Here is an 18,270-nt window from a genome sequence, read left to right as displayed (position 1 = left end):
ATGGATTAACACGGCTTGAGCTGAACGATGGCCATCTCTACCGCCCGATTCGGTGAGCCGGTGAGTTCACGATAGCGCAACTGTAGATTGCGCAACTCGCTGGCTAGCACCTCTTTCTCGGTTGCTGCGCCTCGCTGTGCCAGCTCCAGATAACATTGCCCCACCAGCCGACACGCCTCTTCAAAAACCATATCGTACGTTTGCATTTGCCGCTCCTCACCTAAAGAAAGTAAAAAAAGCACTTCGGCCATCCTGTCAGGCCCAGATGAGGTAAATATTTGCCCAGATCAATAAATAGCCAGATTGTTCTGACAAAGTGTGCGCCTTTGTCTCAAGCGCAATGAGTTATCATCAGAAAAGAGATCACTTCAGGCTAGCATTCGCGCCCGCAATCCGTACCATACGCAGTCATGTTTACAGGGTTTATTGCCGTTGAAGATTGCTTCAGCCGCTAACGGCCCTCGCCTTCACTCTCAAGCGTGAAAATAATGTCAGAAAATCAAGAAGTAACAAAAAAAGAGCAGTACAACCTCAACAAACTGCAGAAGCGTTTGCGTCGCAACGTTGGCGAAGCCATTGCTGACTTCAACATGATTGAAGAAGGCGATCGCATCATGGTTTGTCTGTCTGGTGGTAAAGACAGCTACACCATGCTGGAGATCCTGCGTAATTTGCAGCAGAGCGCGCCGGTGAACTTCTCGCTGGTGGCGGTGAATCTCGACCAGAAACAGCCCGGTTTCCCGGAGCATATTTTGCCGGCCTATCTGGAACAACAGGGCGTTGAGTATCACATCGTTAACGAAGACACTTATTCCATCGTTAAAGATAAGATTCCTGAAGGCAAAACTACCTGCTCGCTCTGTTCGCGTTTGCGCCGGGGGATTCTGTATCGCACCGCCACCGAGTTGGGTTGTAGCAAAATCGCCTTAGGTCATCATCGCGACGATATTCTGCAGACCATGTTCCTCAACATGTTCTACGGCGGCAAGATGAAAGGCATGCCACCAAAACTGATGAGCGATGACGGTAAACATATCGTGATTCGTCCGCTGGCATACTGCCGCGAGAAAGACATCATTCGTTTTGCGGAAGCGCGCCAGTTCCCGATCATTCCGTGCAACCTATGCGGTTCGCAGCCGAATCTGCAACGTCAGGTGGTTGCCGACATGCTGCGTGACTGGGATAAACGTTATCCGGGCCGTATCGAAACCATGTTTACCGCGATGCAGAATGTGGTGCCATCACACATGGCCGACATTAATTTGTTCGATTTCAAAGGCATCAAACACGGTGATGCCGTGGTGGATGGCGGTGATTTGGCGTTTGATCGCGAAAGCTTGCCGGTGCAGCCCGCGGGCTGGCAGCCAGAAGAGGATGATGCGCCGAATCTCAGCGTACGTCTTGATGTGCTGGAAATTAAGTAATCGGTTTTGCTGTGAAAAAGGCGCGTCGCTTCGGCTACGCGCCTTTTTTATTAACGGTGCGGCGGAGGATCCTGGATCGGTGGGAATTCGGGATCGTGTGGTGGCTGTGCGGGTGGTATCGGCTGCGGTTGTGGAATCGGTTCGGGAATCGGTGGTGGATCGGTAGGAATCGGTTCGCTGGCAATGATCTCTTGCATGCCCTTCTCCTTGTCGCTGAATGTTCTTTAAGCATAGGAAAGGTTGGCCGAGCAAGCCAGGCGGGCAAAAAAAAGCCGGCGGATAAGCCGGCGTCGTACGAATCAAATGTGCTATGCAGTAATTCAAAAAAGGAAGTAAGACAATATGGAGCGCAACGCCCATCGCTTGACGTTGCATTCACCTGCGGGAAAGAGTTTGCCCCGATTGCGCTGGCGGGATATTGATATCGATCAGGTTTAATCCGCTTTTCTGCCTTACAACCATTTCCGCCGTTTCAGCCATATCGCCACGCCGCCAACCATCACCAATAGCAGCACGCAGAAAGCGGTAAAGCCCAGCGCCCAATTGCCGCCCGGAATGCCGCCGAGGTTGACGCCGAATAAGCCGGTAAGGAACGTGGCCGGTAAAAAAATCATCGCCATCAACGACATGGTATAAGTGCGGCGATTCATCGATTCCGCAAGTATTGACGCCACTTCATCCGCCAGAATCGAAGTACGCGCCACGCCGGCATTGAGATCGTCCAATCCGCGACCTAAGCGATCGGCAACTTCTTGCATACGGCGACGATCGTCGTCGTTCATCCACGCCATCTTCTCGATAGCCAGCCGCGCATAGACATCGCGCTGCGGTGCCATATAACGACGCATCACAATCAGCTGCTTACGCAGCAGCGCCAAATCGCCGCGCGCTGGTACTTCCTGATTCATCAGCGCATCTTCCAGCTCGATAATTTTATCGTGCATCTCTTCGATAAATTCGCTGGCGTGATCGGTTAACGCATCGCACACATCCACCAGCCAGCTGCCGCCGTCAACAGGACCGTTACCTTGTTGTAGATCGGTCAGCACGGCATCAATGGCGTACACTTTGCGACGGCGCGTCGAGACAATCAGCTTGTCGTTGATAAATACGCGCATCGCCACCAGCTGATCGGGACGTGAATCGGCGTTATGGTTCACGCTGCGCAGCACAATCATGAAGCCGTCACCGAGCCGCGCCACGCGCGGCCGCATGCTGTCGCCCGCCAGCGCATCACGCACCGAATCGGGGATCAGCGGCGTGTTTTGCAGCCATTCCGCACTTTGTCGTTGGGTGTAATTGAGGTGCAACCAGCAGGGACGTTCGCAGTTGATGACGTCTTTATCTTCGATGGGGATCATGCCGCCTGCGCCATCCAGCTGACAGGACACAATGGCATCGGATACTTGTAACGCTTTTCCTTCAATGACGTTCACGAACTCGCCTCACTATCAAAATCAATACGATACAGTCTAGCGTGGCGCAGACCAGTTGCAATCATCAGGCTGTGAGCAAAGATGACAGGCGGTGACAATCACCGCCTGCGGATGTGCAGGATTAATGCTTCTCAATCCACAGCTCGCGGCTGTACGCCACGTCTTCAGGATTGGTGATCGGATAACCTTTCACCCACGGCTTGATTAAGCGGCCGTTGGTGTATTGGTAGATCGGCGCGATTGGTGCCTGATCGGCGATGATCTGCTCGGCTTTGTTGTAATCGGTGTTACGCGCCGCCACGCTGGTTTCAGTGCTGGCTTTGGTGATCACCGCATCGTAATCGGCACTGCGGAAGCGCGCGATATTGCCGGTGTGGGTCGAGGTCAGCAGACTGAGGAAGGTTGAAGGCTCATTATAATCGCCGATCCATGAAGCGCGGATCACATCGAAATTGCCGCTGTTACGGCTGTCGATATAGGTTTTCCACTCCTGATTTTGCAAGGTGACATTTACGCCAAGATTCTTCTTCCACATTGACGCCACCGCGATAGCAATTTTCTGATGGCTTTCCGAGGTGTTGTAGAGCAGCGTCAAATGCAGCGGTTTGCCCGGTCCATAACCTGCCGCTGTCAGCAATGCTTTGGCCTGCGCGTTCAGCTCCTGCTGGCTATGTTGCTGCAGATAGCTCTTCATCGGGGTGAAACCGGCGGTAACGTCCGGCGTGAAGTGCCAGGCCGGTTTTTCGCCGGTGCCCAATACTTTCTCCGCAATGATGCGACGATCGATGCTCCACGACAGCGCCTTGCGTACGCGTACATCAGCGGTTGGCCCTTTCTCGGTATTGAACGCGTAGTAATAGGTGCCAAGCTGATCCGGCGTATACACCTGACCAGGCAACTCTTTTTTCAGCAGCGCGTACATGTTTTTCGGGAAGGATTCGGTGATATCGATATCGTTGGCACGATAGCGTTTGGTAGCACTGGATTCTTCATTAATCGGAATAAACAAGACTTTCGTCAGCACCGATTTTTGGTCATCCCAATAGTTAGCGTTGCGCACCAATACAATTTTTTCGTTCACCACGCGATCCTGCAGCTGATAAGCGCCATTGCCCACCAGCTTGCCCGGTGATGTCCAGCTATCGCCTTCTTTTTCAATCACTTGCTTCGATACCGGATACATCGCGGCGTTGGCGACCATGCTCGGGAACCACGGTACAGGACGTGACAATGTCACCTTAAGGTGGGTCGCATCGGTTGCCGTTACGCCCAGCTTATCGGCGCTCATCTGTCCTTTGGTGATTGCTTCGGCGTTTTCAATGCCGCTTAAGGCGGCGAACCAGGCAAACGGCGAACTGTTCTTCGGCTCAACTAAACGTTGCCAGCTATAGACAAAATCCTGCGCGGTAACCGGCTCACCATTTGACCAGCGCGCATCTTTCCGCAGGGTGAAGATCCAGGTTTTGTTGTCGTTGCTGCTCCAGCTTAGCGCTACGCCCGGCACGATGTTTCCGTGGGCGTCCTGATTGGTCAGCCCTTCAAATAGATCGCGCATCACCTGAATTTCTGGCAAACCAACCGCCTTCATCGGATCGAGTGAAGCGGGTTCATCTTTAATATGGCGAACAATTTCCTGGGTGCTGGCCAGCTGTGCGCCCGGCGGCACGTTGGCGGCGAATGCGGGTGAGGCTGCACTGGCTACAATTAAGGCAGTCAGCGTTTTGCTGAACGTTAGTTTCATCACCACTCCTTTACGCGAAAAAAATGGCGACCGCGAAGAGATTGTGTCGCCAGCAACTTTTGGCACTTTATCGCAAATTGCTGATTGATATATAGCTATTTCCCCGCAGGCTATTTACCGTTATGTTGAGGCTGGATTCCCGGTCACATTTTTACCTTGAGCGCCAGAAGGCTTTTGGCGGTGTTGGAAGCATTTCATAGAGGAACGTCATGTCGTCATACCATCCACGTCCGCTGCGCGGCAAGCTGGACGCTGTCTGGCAACAATACGGGCAATCGGTGCTGGGTGCACCGCTGCTGTGGTTTCCGGCACCCGCCGCCGATGCCGAAAGCGGGCTGATTATTGCTGGCACGCACGGCGACGAGAATGCCGCGATTGCCACCTTATCGGGCGCGATGCGCACCTTGCCGGACGGGCTGCGGCGTCATCACGTTGTTCTGGCGGTCAATCCCGATGGTTGTCAGTTGGGGCTGCGCGCCAACGCCAATGGCGTCGATCTCAACCGTAACTTCCCCGCCGCTAACTGGCAGCATGGCGACACGGTGTATCGCTGGAACAGCGAAGCGGATGAGCGTGATGTGGTGCTTTCAACCGGATCAGCGCCCTCTTCCGAACCAGAAACCCGCGCGCTGTGCCAGCTCATTCATCAGATCAAACCGCGTTGGGTGGTTTCGTGGCATGAGCCGCTGGCCTGTATTGATGATCCGCACCACAGCGAATTAGCGCAGTGGCTGGCGCAGCAGACCGCGCTGCCGGTGGTGAGCAGCGTGGGTTATGCTACGCCGGGTTCGTTTGGCAGCTGGTGCGACGACCTCGGCCTGTTATGCATTACCGCCGAGATGCCGCCGATTTCGGTGGACGAAGCCACCGAAGTCTATCTGGAAGCGATGATCAATCTGCTGCGCTGGCAGCCAGCGGCTTGAGTACGCCGTGAGAAAAATGCAGCGACGGTTCAACATCGGCCGCAAGCCAGGTTGGACCGTCGAGATCCGCGAAGGTCGCGCGCGCCGTAAGCGGTAATGCCGCACGAATCGCCCGCGACGTGCAGAGCATGCAGCCGAGCATAATCGCGAATCCCTGCTGCTGCGCCGCCTCTGCCAGCGCCAGCGCTTCCGTTAATCCGCCGGTTTTATCCAGCTTGATATTCACCATCTCATAGCGCCCTTTCAGCTGCGGCAGGCTTTCACGCGTATGGCAGCTTTCATCGGCGCAGATTGGCAGCGGATGGATAAAGTTGCCCAGCGCGCTGTCTTCTGCGGCCGGTAGCGGCTGTTCCAGCATCGCGACATTGAGGTCGGCCAGCAGCTGACAGCGTGCCGCCAGGCCTTCGGCATGCCAGGATTCGTTGGCATCGACAATCAAAGTCGCGTCCGGTACCGCGCTGCGTATCGCCACCAAACGTTCGCTGATCAGGTGATCGTCCATTTTAATCTTCAATAAACGCGCGCCATGTTGCCACAGCGCCTGCGCGCTGCTGGCCATCGCATCTGGCGTATCGATGCTGATGGTATGTGCGGTGACAATCTCTTCAGCCAGTTGCACCGCGCACAATTGCACCAGACTTTCGCCCTGCTGCTGTCGTGCCAGATCCCACATTGCGCAGTCAATCACGTTGCGTGCCGCGCCCGCCGGTAACGCCTGTTGCAGCGCTTCTCGCGTCATGCCGCTTTGCAACGCGCTTAGCTGCGAGGCGATCTGCTTGAGCACCGACTCCTCACTTTCACCGTAGCGCGCGTAAGGCGTCGCTTCGCCAACACCTTTAACGCCATCTTGCTCGATTTCCACTACCACAACATGCGCCTCGGTGCGGCTGCCGCGCGAAATAACAAACGGCGAATGTAACGGCCAGGCTTCCGGATAACTCTTCACTGTTCTCATTATTTCTCCTTAAATCCGTCGCTTTAATGCGAGCCGGCTCGATTATCGCCAGGAAATGCGCTCGTAAACCCTTAAAAATTATGTCATAAACAAGCGCTATACCTGTTCTGACGTTCCAAAAGTCAGATATTTCATCGTTAAAAAAGGAAATCGCATGTCTCAGACTGTTCACTTTCAGGGCAATCCGGTGCCGGTTGCAGGCCAGTTCCCACAAGTTGGCGAGCAAGCTAAACCTTTCAACCTGGTCGCAAAAGATCTTACTGACGTATCCCTGGCTAATTATGCAGGCAAACGCAAAGTTCTGAACATTTTCCCAAGCATTGATACTGGCGTGTGTGCGGCATCGGTGCGTAAGTTTAACGAGCGTTCAGGTGAAGCGAACAACACGGTTGTGCTCTGCATCTCCTCCGACCTGCCTTTCGCCCAGTCACGCTTCTGTGGCGCAGAGAACGTCAGCAACGTGATCACGCTCTCTTCCCTGCGTGGCGCCGAGTTCAAAGAAAACTATGGCGTGGCGATTGCTGATGGCCCGCTGAAAGGCCTGACCGCGCGTGCCGTGGTGGTGCTGGATGAAAACGATAAAGTGATTTACAGCGAGCTGGTGAATGAAATCACCGAAGAGCCAAACTACGATGCCGCGCTGGCTGCGCTGAAGTAAATCTCTCGCCTGCCAGGCGAAACAAAAAGCACCGAATGATTAACGCGTCGGTGCTTTTTTTATGCTCACCTTCAGGATGGCTCAATTTTCAACCTGTTGATTTATCGCGATACGTAGCACTTATTCCCGCCATGTTGCATTTTTACTGTGATTCTTGTTACCCGTATCACATTAATTAAAAAACATAAAACCTGTAACAAATCCCGCAATTGTTCCCATCAGCATCGCTACCTATAACTAACCGTCAATTGCACTTAAGCGATTTAAAGACAGGCGGGAATCTTTATGCAAGCAAGCTTATCCATTAAAGAAAAGTTTAGTTACGGCCTCGGTGATATGGCCAGCCATATCGCCATCGATAACGTCATTATTTTTCTCACCTTTTACTACACCGATGTGGTGGGTTTGCCCGCAATCTTTGTTGGCACGCTGTTTTTACTGGCGCGCGTCGCCGATGCGGTGATCGACCCGGCGATGGGGATGGTGGCTGACCGAACCCGTTCACGCTGGGGCAAATTCCGTCCCTGGCTATTGATGCTCGCGGTACCGTTCGGCGTCAGCTGTATGTTGATTTATGCGGTGCCGGAAAGCCTGTCGCTGACTGGCAAGATGATTTACGCCGCCGTGACCTACAGCCTGATGATGCTGATGTACACCGCCATCAATATTCCTTACTGCTCGATGGGGGCGATTATCACCGCCGATGATAATCAGCGCATCTCCCTGCAATCATGGCGCTTCTTCCTCGCCACGCTGGGCGGCGCGATGTCCACTTTCCTGATGATCCCGCTCGCCACCTTGCTGGGCGGCGGTAACAAACTGGACGGTTACTTCGCAGCAATGTCGATAATGGCGACGCTGGCAACCCTGCTGTTTTTTATCTGTTTTCTCAATACACGCGAACGCATCAATGCTCCCGCTAACCACGGCAACTTTCTTGCCGATCTGCGCGATTTGCTGCGTAACGATCAGTGGCGCGTGGTCGCGTTGCTGGTGTTCTGCAATATCTCATTCGGCGTGGTGCGGCTCGGCGCGATGATGTACTACGTCACCTATTTTCTGGGTGATGCCAGCCTCTTCATGTGGCTGCTGGCCGCGCATATTGTCGGCAAAAGCGTCGGTAGCGTGCTGGCGAAACTGCTGACGCGCCGCCTGAACAAAATCACCGCCTTTACGCTCAGCGCCATTACTGCTGGCGTGCTAAGCATCAGCATCGTGTTCCTGCCCGGCTCGCTGGCGCTGTTGGTTGGCATGACATTCATCGTCTCCAGCTTCTATCAGGTCACCACCACGCTGATGTGGGTGATGATGGCCGACGTGGTGGATTACGGTGAATATCGTCAGGGAAAACGCCTCGATGGCACCGTCTTCTCGACTCTGCTCGCCGTATTGAAAATGGGCATGGCCATCAGCGGTGCGATTGTCGGCTGGACGCTTGGCCTGAGCGGTTACGTCGCTCAGGCACCGCATCAGCAACCCGCCGCCATGATGGCCATCGTGGCGCTGTTTTCGGTGGTTCCCGGCCTGCTGTCGCTGTTAAGCGCGCTGGCGATGCGCGGCTACAAACTTAACGATGCCACCATGCGCACCATCAATCAGCACAAAGTGTCAGCCCAACCGGCTGCCACTGCTTCCCCCCTTTTACAACCACAGGAGTTGTCATGAGTGAATTACGCGCCGAATCCCAGCGTATTATCTGGACATTTGACCGTCAGACGCTGGTTATCGAACCCTGGGGCGCGCATAGCCTGCGAGTACGAGCCACCTGTCAGCCCGAACTGATCGACCATGACTGGGCGTTGTTATCGCCTGCGGCTTGCGAGGTGGAGATCCAGCGCGAGCATGAATCTCTCAGCCTGCGTAACGGCAATATCACCGCCACACTGAATATTCGCGGCCAGCTGGCTTTCTATAATCAGCACGGCGAATTGCTGCTCGAGGAGTTCTGGCGTCAGCGCAGCACCGTGGGCATCGGTGCCAGCGAAAAGAGTCAGGACAAATACATCAGCGCCTTGAAGCTGGATGCGCGCGCCTTTCGACCGATTCCGGGAGGGAAATATCAGCTGAGCGTGCGCTTTGAAGCGCGTGCCGAAGAGAAAATCTATGGCATGGGCCAGTATCAGCAGGATTGTCTCGATCTGAAAGGCTGCACGCTTGAGCTGGCACAGCGCAATTCGCAGGCCAGCGTGCCGTTTATGGTATCCAATCTCGGCTACGGCTTGCTGTGGCATAACCCGGCCATCGGCGAGGTGACCTTTGGTAAAAACGGCACGCGCTGGCAAGCCGAAGTAACCGATCAGATGGATTACTGGATCACCGCAGGCGACACACCCGCTGAGATCGTGCGTCAGTATGGCCGCGCCACTGGCACAGCACCGATGATGCCCAGCTTCGCGACCGGTTTCTGGCAATGCAAACTGCGCTATCGCACTCAGCAGGAAGTGCTGGAGGTCGCGCGCGAATATCGCCGCCTGCAGCTGCCGCTCTCGGTGATCGTCATCGACTTTTTCCACTGGCCAAATCAGGGAACCTGGTGTTTCGATGCGCGCGACTGGCCAGATCCGCGTGCCATGGTGCAGGAGCTGAAAGAGATGGGCATCGAAACCATGGTGTCTGTGTGGCCCACGGTGGATAGCCGCAGTGATAACTATCGTCTGATGAAATCCAAAGGCTTGCTGGTTAACAGCGAGCGCGGCGTATCGGTGAACCTTGATTTTATGGGCAACACCACTTTTTTTGACGCCACGCATCCCGCCGCACGCGAGTTCGTCTGGCAGGAAGTTAAGCGCAACTATTATGACCACGGCATCCGCACTTTCTGGCTCGACGAAGCAGAGCCAGAATACCGCGCCTACGATTTTGATAATTACCGCTATCATCTCGGTCCGGTACAGGAAGTGGGCAATATCTATCCGCAGCTGTTTGCCCGCGGATTTTATGAAGGTCTGCAACAACAGGGCGAGAGCGAGATCGTCAATCTGGTGCGCTGCGCTTGGGCGGGCAGCCAGCGTTACGGCGTGCTTGCCTGGTCGGGCGACGTTCACTCCTCGTTCCATGCCTTACGTAATCAGTTCACTGCCGGGCTGAATATGGCGATGGCAGGTATTCCATGGTGGACCACCGACATCGGCGGTTTTCAGGGCGGGAATATTCATGATCCGGCGTTTCATGAACTGTTGATCCGTTGGTTCCAATGGGCGGTATTCTGTCCGGTGATGCGTTTGCATGGTTACCGCGAGCCACAAATTGCACCTGAAGAAGCCTGGCGCGATGGTATTGCGCAGTGTAACAGCGGCTCACCCAATGAGGTATGGAGTTACGGTGAGGAGAATTACGCGCTGATGAAAAGCTGCCTGCTGCAACGTGAGCAGATTCGCCCCTATATTGATGGCCTGATGCGCGAAGCCCATGAGCTCGGTGATCCGGTGATGCGCCCGCTGTTCTATCACTACCCGCAGCAGCCAGAGAGCTGGCAAGTGGAAGATCAGTATCTGCTGGGCCGCGACCTCCTGATCGCGCCGGTACTGCACGCCGGGCAGCGTGAACGTGAAGTGTGGTTACCTGCTGGTGAACAATGGATTACCCGCAATGGTGAGTGCTATCAAGGCGGCCAACGCATCAGCGTCGCCGCGCCACTGAGTGAAATTCCGGTGTTTACGAGAGCAGGAAGTCAGGTAGACATCCGCGTGCCAGAGTAGATGCACATTTACGATAGGTCGCCATGAATGGCGTAATGCTTGTCAGTTAAGCCCACGATGAATCTTCAGTGCGTGCTGCTGAAAAGGGCTCATTTGCCAGAGGCGCTGGCGCGTCTGCTGCGGCAAAAGGGCCATTCGCAGCGCTGAGGCTTTTACGTTGGGCCAGGAGCCTCGCGCATGGATGCGCGAGGCAGTTCGGGGCCGGCCAGGACGGCCGATCCGCGAACGGTCCGTTTGGCACAACGTGAAAGCCGAAGGTACCGCGCTAGCGGCGCGAGGACGGCCCGTGACGCAGCAGATGTGTCAGAGCCCGCACCGATTTAAAGCAAAATGCTTTCTTAACTGACAGGCAACGCCATAAATGGCGACCGCATGCAGAACGGCGTTGCGGGATGCACGCGCTCTATTACTCGCTCTCGTTGCGCTTCTGCCCTAACCCATATTCACGCAGCTTATTGGCAATCGCGGTATGCGACACGCCGAGGCGTTTCGCCAGTTTGCGCGTGCTGGGATAAGAGAGATAGAGACGCGTCAGCACCGAACGTTCGAAACGGCTGGTGATATCGTCCAGCGAACCTTCCATCGCCTCTTCGCCCAATGACACATCGAGCGCCTGCTCTGGCAACACAATATCTTGTGGTCCCAGCTCGTAACCTTCCAGCTGCGTCAGCGCACGGTACAGCGCATTCTTCAACTGGCGTACGTTACCGGGCCAATTATAGCGCGTCAGGAATGGCGTCAGCTGCGATGAGAGGCGCGGACGCGGCAAGCCTTGTTCATCGGCGAAACGCGCGACAAACATTTCGGTGAGCGGCAGAATATCCAGCGGACGTTCGCGCAGCGGCGGCAGATTGAGCGTCAGCACATTCAGGCGATAAAACAGATCTTCGCGGAACTCACCACGCTGCACCAGCTCAATCAAATTCTTCTGCGTGGCGCAAATCACGCGCACATCAACGTGCACTTCATGCTCTTCGCCCACGCGGCGGAACGTGCCGTCGTTAAGGAAACGCAGCAGTTTGGTCTGCATGCGTGGCGACATTTCGCCAATCTCATCCAGCAATACCGAACCGCCGTTAGCCTGCTCGAAGAAGCCTTTCTTGCCTTCCAGCGCATTGGGATAAGCACCGGCAGCGTGACCAAATAGCTCACTCTCCGCCACATCATCCGGCAATGAGGCGCAGTTCAGCGCCAGGAACGGTTTTTTGCCACGCGCGCTACGCAAATGACAGGCGCGCGCCAGCATATCTTTGCCGGTGCCGGTATCACCGACGATCAACAGCGGCGCATCGTGCATCGCCAGCTTGCGCGCCTGATCGATCACCTGACGCATTTTTGGCGTAACCGCCACGATATGATCGAACTCCGATTCATCGGTAACGGTAAGATTTTGCAGCTGTCGGCCCATACGCGCCGTCGATTTCAGGGTGATCATCGCGCCGACCGGCAGATCGCTCTGGCCCTCTTCTTCTGCCAGATAAATCGGTCGCGCTTCCATCAGGAAATCGCGCCCCTGAATCACCACATGCTGCGCCTGTGCGTCAACGCGATCATTCTCCAGCCAGCGCTGGAAATTGAAGCCGGTGATTAGGGTGCCAACGTTTTGATTGCGCAGCTTCTGTTCATCAAGGGTGAACAGATTCTGTGCTGCCGGATTGGCCAGCTCGACTTTGCATTTCAGATCGATGGATAACACCGGTTCTGGCATCGCCACCAGCAGCGCGCTCAATGCGCGATGCTCGCGTTCAGAGGGCATAAACGAAACGGTACGCACATCTGTCACGCCAGGTGTACGGCGGATTTCCGCCATCAGATTGCTGAAGGGTTCAAACTCCAGCGCGGTAAAATTGAGATAAATGCGACCGAGTGGCGCAATTTCGATGCCGCGCAGGTCGATATTGCGGGCAACCAGCAGGTCGAGCAACTCGCGCGCCAGACCGATTCGGTCCTGGCAGAAAACTTCCAAACGCATTGCGATGAGCCTTAGTCAGGTTTTGATTTTAGTGATAATACGCTAACTTGCAGCGCCTCAGAAGAGGCCTGTCAGGAAAAGTTGACAGCCAGAGGCAGGTGATAAAGGGAAGTGTAACGGAGCGACCAACAAAAATCCCGCCGAATATGCGTGGTAACACAGATAATTTTACCTTTCACGCCAGTTGCAGCGTGAAAGGTACGCAAGTGCTGATTATTTAGCAGCCTGCCCTACTTTATCCCCACTTTTTACCAGGGATTCTTTCAACTGACCGATTAACTCGCGACGGAAATCGCCCAGACGCGGCTTATCATCTTCCAGCCACGGTAACGGGCGACACAGCTCCATCGCTTTAATGCCGAGACGTGCGGTGAGCAAACCGGCACCAATCCCTTGCGCAGCGCGGGTTGACAGGCGTGCGGCAAGATCCTGTGACATCCAATCCATCCCGACTTCGCGCACCAGTTCGGAAGCCCCGGCAAACGCCATATTGAGCAGCACTAAGCGGAACAGGCGGATGCGGCTAAAGTAACCCAGCTCAATGCCATAGATCGCCGCGATGCGATTGACCAGCCGCAGATTGCGCCAGGCGATAAACGCCATGTCGACCAAAGCCAGCGGGCTGACGGCGATCATTAACGTCGATTCGGCGGCGTGACGGCTTATTTCCCGGCGCGCCTGACGATCCAGCACTGGCTGCACCAGTTGGGCATATAAGGTGACGATTTCACGATCGTTGTGGGTTTCATGCAGCGCCGCATGCCAGCGCTGCAGTGCAGGATGCGCCTGATCAAGCTGCGCCTGTTGCGCCAGCTTTTCACAGAACGCACGACCTTTTCCGACGCCGTGACTGTGCAGCAATTCGCGGCCAATATCGCGCTCTTCGGCCCGCTGACGCAGACGATATAAACGCCGCCATTCGCCAATCAGCGCACCCGCCCCCGCGGCAACTATCAATGTGCCTGCCACGCCGGTGCCGAGGGTAAACCAGTCGCGCACCAGCCACGCATCGTGCAGCGTTTGCGCGCCCTGCGCCACCACGCTGACGCCGAAAATAGCGAGGCCAACGCCCACCATTTTACGCCACAGGCTGCGCTTCGGCCGCAGCGCGGCTTCCACCACTTTTTCGCCTTCGCCCTCTTCCAACGGCTCGGCTTCCGCCGTGGCGAGAAAGGCTTTCTCGCTGTCCGCGCTAAAGGTTTGTGCGGCGCGCAGCGGTTTTTCCGCTTCCACTGTCAGCGGACGGGCAAAATCAATGCGTCCTTTCAAAGGTGTTTCGTCGCTCATCGCAATTTATCTCCCAGTAAAAATTCCAGCGCGGCATCCATGCGAATGTGCGGCAGCGGGCGATCGACATCCAGCTGCTGCGGCCGGAACTGTTCAAACTGAAATCCCTGCTGCTGCCAGAAATTGTGGCCAGGCAAGCGTGGCGGCACTTCGCCGGGATAAAACGTCAGCGCTTCATTATCGGCTAAACGATGACCGCGCAACGCCGGTAATTTCTCGCCACGATGATCAACCAGCCCACTTTCTGTGGCCTGCACCGAGGCTAAACCGAGGCAATCCATATTGATGCCTTCGAACGCCGCGTTTTGCCACGCGTCCTGCACCAGCTGCTGCAAAAGGGACACCATATTGGCGTGCTGATCCGAAGTCACATGATCGGCTTTGGTGGCAGCAAACAGCAGCTTATCGATCACCGGAGAGAACAGACGGCGGAACAGCGTGCGCTGACCGTAGTGGAAACTCTGCATCAGTTGCGTCAAGGCAAGACGCATATCGTTGAACGCTTGCGGCCCGCTGTTAAGCGGTTGCAGACAATCGACCAGCACGATTTGGCGATCGAAACGCAGGAAATGATTTTTATAGAATCCTTTCACCACGTGCTGGCAGTAATAGTTGAAACGCTGCTGCAGCATGGCGAAGTTGCTGCCTGCTGGCGCTTGCGCCAGCTTGCTAACCTGCATCTCGTCGACCTGCGGCCACGGGAAGAACTGCAGCGCGGGCGCGCCGGCCATATCGCCCGGCAATACAAAGCGGCCCGGCTGGATAAAGTGCAAGCCTTCGCTTTTGCATTGGTGCAGATAGTCGGTCCAGGCAGCGGCAATCGCTGCCAGACGATTTTCATCGGCGGGCGCAAAAGGATCGAGATCGGCGCACAAGCTGCGCCAGTGCGCTGACCAGCCTGCGCGATCGCCCTGCAGCAAGCCCACCATCTGGCGTGACCAGCTGAGATAATCCTGCGCCAGCATCGGCAGATCCAGCAGCCATTCGCCGGGGTAATCGACAATTTCAAGGTAGAGCGTGGCGGTATCTTTGAAATGGCGCAGCAGCGATTCATCCGGACGATAGCGCAGCGCCAGACGCATTTCGCTCACACCACGCGTCGGCGTCGGCCACATCGGCGGCGTGCCGTACAGCTGCGCCAGACCTTCGTCGTAGGTGAAACGCGGCGTGCCGAGTTCACGCTGCGGCACGCGCTTGACGCCCAGCAGGCGATCTTCGCGCACCACGGAAAACAGCGGCAAACGTGCGCCGCTGTGAACATTGAGAAGCTGGTTAACCAGCGAAGTGATAAACGCGGTTTTGCCGCTACGGCTTAAACCGGTTACAGCCAGGCGCAGATGGCGGTCAACACCGCGGTTCATCAACGCCACAAATTCATTTTGCAGTCTTTTCATCGTTCTCCCTGATGAATCGTGCCGATAAGCGTTTAAACGCTTTGCTCAGCAACGGTTCCAGGGCGGCCGCCAGCAACAGGCGCAGCGGACGGCGCGCCACCGATTTCACCGCCCAGCCAGCGATACCGCCGGGCCCGTAAGTTACTGCACTAATGATGATAAATTTCCCCGCCGACATCAACGCAGGTGTCGCGCGACGGCGCAGAGCAGTGAAACGTTGAGTTTGCATAGAGCCTCTTATCACAATAGAAGAAGTGGGCCCGAAAGCCCGGGAATTTAGATCTGGCGAAAGCGGCTGCGCACGCTAAACGTCTCTGAAGTGACGTAGCGTTCAACTTCACGCACCTTTCGCTCATCGCTTTGCAGCGTTGTTTCCAGCTCGTCGAGCAGTTCACGTGCGCTGGGTGCCCGTTCAGATGTCGCATCAACGGGTTTCTCGTCCAGCACAAAGCCCAGAATAAAATAGGCGACGATGGTGAACATAAATAGCCCAAGGAACAGCGACAGCACCACAATCACACGCAGCAAGCGCACCGGAATGTCGAGGTACTCGGCGATACCCGCGCAGACGCCGCGTACTTTGCCCTGCTGCGGAATGCGCCACAGTTTACGGCCATTCATCATGGTTGCCTCCAGTTTGGATGTTCGGCATCCAAAATGGCTTCCAGTGCTTCAACACGCTCACGCATGCGGCGCGCATCCTGGGTAATTTGTTGCAAACGCTGCAGGTCACTGGACGATAGATCGGCGCCGCCGTTGCGTTTGTTGCTGTAATGCAGCCATAACCAAATTGGTGCGACAAACAGCACGAAAATCGTTAAAGGTATGGCTAAAAAAAGTGCGCTCATTGACTCTCCTTAATCACTAACACCATTTTTAACTCGGGCCCGCAATCAGGCCCGTGGCGATCACTCAGGGCGGTTCATTTTAGCTTTCAGCGCGGCCAGCTGCTGGCTGATTTCATCATCGGCTTTCAGCTCGGCGAACTCCTGATCCAAACCTTTTGGTTTACCAAAACGCTGGCTTTCTGCTTCTGCTTCCATGTGATCGATGCGACGTTCAAAGGATTCGAAACGTGCCATCGCATCATCAATCTTGCCGCTGTCGAGTTGACGACGCACATCACGTGATGACGATGCTGCCTGATGGCGCAGCGTTAACGCCTGCTGACGCGCACGGGTTTCAGTGAGTTTTTTCTCCAGCTCACCGATCTCGCCTTTCATGCGGTCCAGCGTCTCTTCAACCTGAGTCGATTCCTGCTGCAGCGCAGCAATCAAATCGGTCAGCTTCTGCTTCTCAATTAAAGCAGCACGCGCCAGATCTTCTTTACCTTTGTTGATTGCCAGCTCCGCTTTTTCCTGCCATTCGGCCTGCTGAATTTCAGCCTGCTCGCTGCGGCGCAGCAGCTGTTTCTTTTCGGCCAGCGCACGGGCTGAGGTTGAACGGACTTCTACCAGCGTATCTTCCATTTCCTGAATCATCAGGCGTACCAGTTTCTGCGGATCTTCGGCGCGCTCCAGTAGAGAGTTGATGTTAGCGTTCACGATGTCGGCGAAACGAGAAAAAATACCCATAATGATGTTCCTCAAATTTTGTGTGTAGGTGCGCGAGGCGCCCTTCACTAATACAATTCGCGTGCCAACTTTTAATTTATTGATTTTACGCGATTTGTTTATTTTACATCCGCCAGAACATCGCTTAAGGTAGTGAAATTGATTAATCAGTGGCGAATTTCATCATGGCGAACAATTCAGACAACCTCTTAGGCGAATCGAATAACTTTCTGGAAGTATTGGAACAGGTTTCGCGCTTAGCGCCGCTGGAAAAACCGGTGCTGGTGATTGGCGAGCGCGGAACCGGCAAAGAGCTGATTGCCAGCCGCCTGCATTATCTGTCAAACCGCTGGGAAGGGCCGTTTGTATCGCTGAACTGCGCCGCGCTAAATGAAAACCTGCTCGATTCCGAGCTGTTCGGCCATGAAGCCGGCGCGTTTACCGGGGCGCAAAAACGCCATCTGGGACGCTTCGAACGCGCCGATGGCGGCACGCTGTTTCTTGATGAACTCGCCACCGCGCCGATGCTGGTGCAGGAGAAATTGCTGCGCGTGATTGAATACGGACAGCTGGAACGCGTTGGCGGTAATCAATCTTTGCAGGTGAATGTGCGTTTAGTGTGCGCCACCAATGAAGATCTGCCGGCGCTTGCCGCCGCCGGTAAATTCCGCGCCGACCTGCTCGATCGCCTCGCCTTTGATGTGGTGCAAGTGCCGCCGCTGCGTGAACGCCGCAGCGACATACTGGTGATGGCCAACCATTTCGCCATTCAGATGTGCCGCGAACTGGGCTTGCCGCTGTTCCCTGGCTTCAGCGATCGCGCTCAGCTGACGTTGCTCAATCACAGCTGGCCCGGCAACGTGCGTGAACTGAAGAACGTGGTCGAGCGTTCGGTTTATCGCCATCACAGCGCCGACGATGAGCTGGATAACATTATCATTAACCCGTTCGCCCCCCGCACGCCGCCCGCCGACGTCATTGCCCAGGCGGACGTATCTGCCTTGCCTTCCCTGCCGCTGGATTTGCGTCAGTGGCAAAATCAACAGGAACGCGAGTTGGTTGAAGCGAGTTTACAGCAAGCCAAATACAACCAGCGCCGCGCCGCCGAGTTATTGCGTGTGACGTATCACCAATTACGCGCCATGATGAAAAAGCACGGTATTCAGGCACGCGACGAGGATTAGCCAAATCGCCATAAACGTCGCCTATACGTATTCATTTGATTTTTC

At 55.4% G+C, this 18,270-nt stretch carries 18 protein-coding genes; 6 read left to right on the top strand and 12 right to left on the bottom strand.

From position 1 onward, the window contains the following. Window positions 1-5 precede the first annotated feature (5 nt). Entirely contained in the window at window positions 6-206 is a 201-nt protein-coding gene (locus KVT28_RS02030; protein ID WP_008106442.1) for a DUF2767 family protein, read from the bottom strand. Window positions 207-488: 282 nt separating this feature from the next. On the opposite strand from KVT28_RS02030, the gene ttcA reads away from it, so the two are divergent. Then, the gene (gene ttcA, locus KVT28_RS02025) at window positions 489-1,424 is read left to right on the top strand and encodes a tRNA 2-thiocytidine(32) synthetase TtcA (protein WP_101764303.1); all 936 of its coding nucleotides are present in this window, start codon (window positions 489-491) and stop codon (window positions 1,422-1,424) included. Window positions 1,425-1,474: 50 nt separating this feature from the next. Here ttcA and KVT28_RS02020 read toward each other — a convergent pair whose 3' ends face one another. The 3 genes from KVT28_RS02020 to KVT28_RS02010 all read right to left on the bottom strand — a co-directional run bounded on the left by KVT28_RS02020 (window position 1,475) and on the right by KVT28_RS02010 (window position 4,601). Continuing rightward, window positions 1,475-1,621 carry a hypothetical protein gene (locus KVT28_RS02020; RefSeq protein ID WP_167391210.1) on the bottom strand — a complete coding sequence of 49 codons (147 nt, stop codon included), beginning with the start codon at window positions 1,619-1,621 and terminating at the stop codon, window positions 1,475-1,477. 255 nt (window positions 1,622-1,876) lie between these two features. Continuing rightward, on the bottom strand, window positions 1,877-2,860 hold the full coding sequence (gene zntB, locus KVT28_RS02015) for a zinc transporter ZntB (RefSeq protein WP_210080723.1): 984 nt from the start codon (window positions 2,858-2,860) through the stop codon (window positions 1,877-1,879). Between the two features lie 121 nt (window positions 2,861-2,981). Next, entirely contained in the window at window positions 2,982-4,601 is a 1,620-nt protein-coding gene (locus tag KVT28_RS02010) for an ABC transporter substrate-binding protein (RefSeq protein ID WP_217546526.1), read from the bottom strand. A 209-nt stretch (window positions 4,602-4,810) separates the two neighbouring features. Between KVT28_RS02010 and mpaA the strand changes: the two genes are divergently transcribed. Further along, on the top strand, window positions 4,811-5,524 hold the full coding sequence (mpaA, locus tag KVT28_RS02005; RefSeq protein ID WP_217546524.1) for a murein tripeptide amidase MpaA: 714 nt from the start codon (window positions 4,811-4,813) through the stop codon (window positions 5,522-5,524). On the opposite strand, the gene ycjG is transcribed toward mpaA, so the two are convergent. After that, window positions 5,493-6,479, bottom strand: a complete 987-nt coding sequence (gene ycjG, locus KVT28_RS02000) for an L-Ala-D/L-Glu epimerase (protein WP_217546521.1) — start codon at window positions 6,477-6,479, stop codon at window positions 5,493-5,495. The genes mpaA and ycjG overlap by 32 nt on opposite strands. Before the next feature lie 154 nt (window positions 6,480-6,633). Between ycjG and tpx the strand changes: the two genes are divergently transcribed. The 3 genes from tpx to KVT28_RS01985 all read left to right on the top strand — a co-directional run bounded on the left by tpx (window position 6,634) and on the right by KVT28_RS01985 (window position 10,835). Continuing rightward, window positions 6,634-7,137, top strand: a complete 504-nt coding sequence (gene tpx / locus KVT28_RS01995; RefSeq protein WP_101764298.1) for a thiol peroxidase — start codon at window positions 6,634-6,636, stop codon at window positions 7,135-7,137. A 285-nt stretch (window positions 7,138-7,422) separates the two neighbouring features. Then, window positions 7,423-8,802, top strand: a complete 1,380-nt coding sequence (locus KVT28_RS01990) for a glycoside-pentoside-hexuronide (GPH):cation symporter (protein WP_101764297.1) — start codon at window positions 7,423-7,425, stop codon at window positions 8,800-8,802. Further along, window positions 8,799-10,835 (top strand): TIM-barrel domain-containing protein, encoded by a 2,037-nt coding sequence (locus tag KVT28_RS01985; protein WP_217546518.1) that lies wholly within the window; start codon window positions 8,799-8,801, stop codon window positions 10,833-10,835. Before KVT28_RS01990 ends, KVT28_RS01985 begins: the two co-directional genes overlap by 4 nt. 406 nt (window positions 10,836-11,241) lie before the next feature. On the opposite strand, the gene tyrR is transcribed toward KVT28_RS01985, so the two are convergent. From tyrR to pspA, 7 genes are all read right to left on the bottom strand, one after another. Beyond that, window positions 11,242-12,807 carry a transcriptional regulator TyrR gene (tyrR, locus tag KVT28_RS01980; RefSeq protein WP_101764295.1) on the bottom strand — a complete coding sequence of 522 codons (1,566 nt, stop codon included), beginning with the start codon at window positions 12,805-12,807 and terminating at the stop codon, window positions 11,242-11,244. A 213-nt stretch (window positions 12,808-13,020) separates the two neighbouring features. Further along, window positions 13,021-14,094 (bottom strand): YcjF family protein, encoded by a 1,074-nt coding sequence (locus KVT28_RS01975; RefSeq protein WP_217546516.1) that lies wholly within the window; start codon window positions 14,092-14,094, stop codon window positions 13,021-13,023. Beyond that, entirely contained in the window at window positions 14,091-15,488 is a 1,398-nt protein-coding gene (locus KVT28_RS01970; RefSeq protein WP_210080730.1) for a YcjX family protein, read from the bottom strand. The genes KVT28_RS01975 and KVT28_RS01970 overlap by 4 nt, the downstream gene beginning before the upstream one ends. After that, window positions 15,469-15,717, bottom strand: coding sequence for a phage shock protein PspD (gene pspD / locus KVT28_RS01965; protein ID WP_007888070.1), 249 nt, complete (start codon window positions 15,715-15,717; stop codon window positions 15,469-15,471). Before pspD ends, KVT28_RS01970 begins: the two co-directional genes overlap by 20 nt. Window positions 15,718-15,764: 47 nt before the next feature. After that, window positions 15,765-16,112, bottom strand: coding sequence for an envelope stress response membrane protein PspC (pspC, locus tag KVT28_RS01960; RefSeq protein WP_101764292.1), 348 nt, complete (start codon window positions 16,110-16,112; stop codon window positions 15,765-15,767). Further along, on the bottom strand, window positions 16,109-16,336 hold the full coding sequence (gene pspB / locus KVT28_RS01955; protein WP_007888081.1) for an envelope stress response membrane protein PspB: 228 nt from the start codon (window positions 16,334-16,336) through the stop codon (window positions 16,109-16,111). Before pspB ends, pspC begins: the two co-directional genes overlap by 4 nt. A 60-nt stretch (window positions 16,337-16,396) precedes the next feature. After that, window positions 16,397-17,062, bottom strand: a complete 666-nt coding sequence (gene pspA / locus KVT28_RS01950) for a phage shock protein PspA (protein ID WP_008106471.1) — start codon at window positions 17,060-17,062, stop codon at window positions 16,397-16,399. 164 nt (window positions 17,063-17,226) lie between these two features. On the opposite strand from pspA, the gene pspF reads away from it, so the two are divergent. Next, window positions 17,227-18,225, top strand: coding sequence for a phage shock protein operon transcriptional activator (gene pspF / locus KVT28_RS01945; RefSeq protein ID WP_217546513.1), 999 nt, complete (start codon window positions 17,227-17,229; stop codon window positions 18,223-18,225). Window positions 18,226-18,270 lie beyond the last annotated feature (45 nt).

Source organism: Pantoea sp. GbtcB22 (assembly GCF_019091025.1).
In the GTDB taxonomy this organism is placed as follows: Bacteria; Pseudomonadota; Gammaproteobacteria; order Enterobacterales; family Enterobacteriaceae; genus Pantoea; species Pantoea leporis.
The sequence above is the reverse complement of the archived record's forward strand: the minus strand, read 5'-3'. Positions and strand labels throughout refer to the sequence as shown.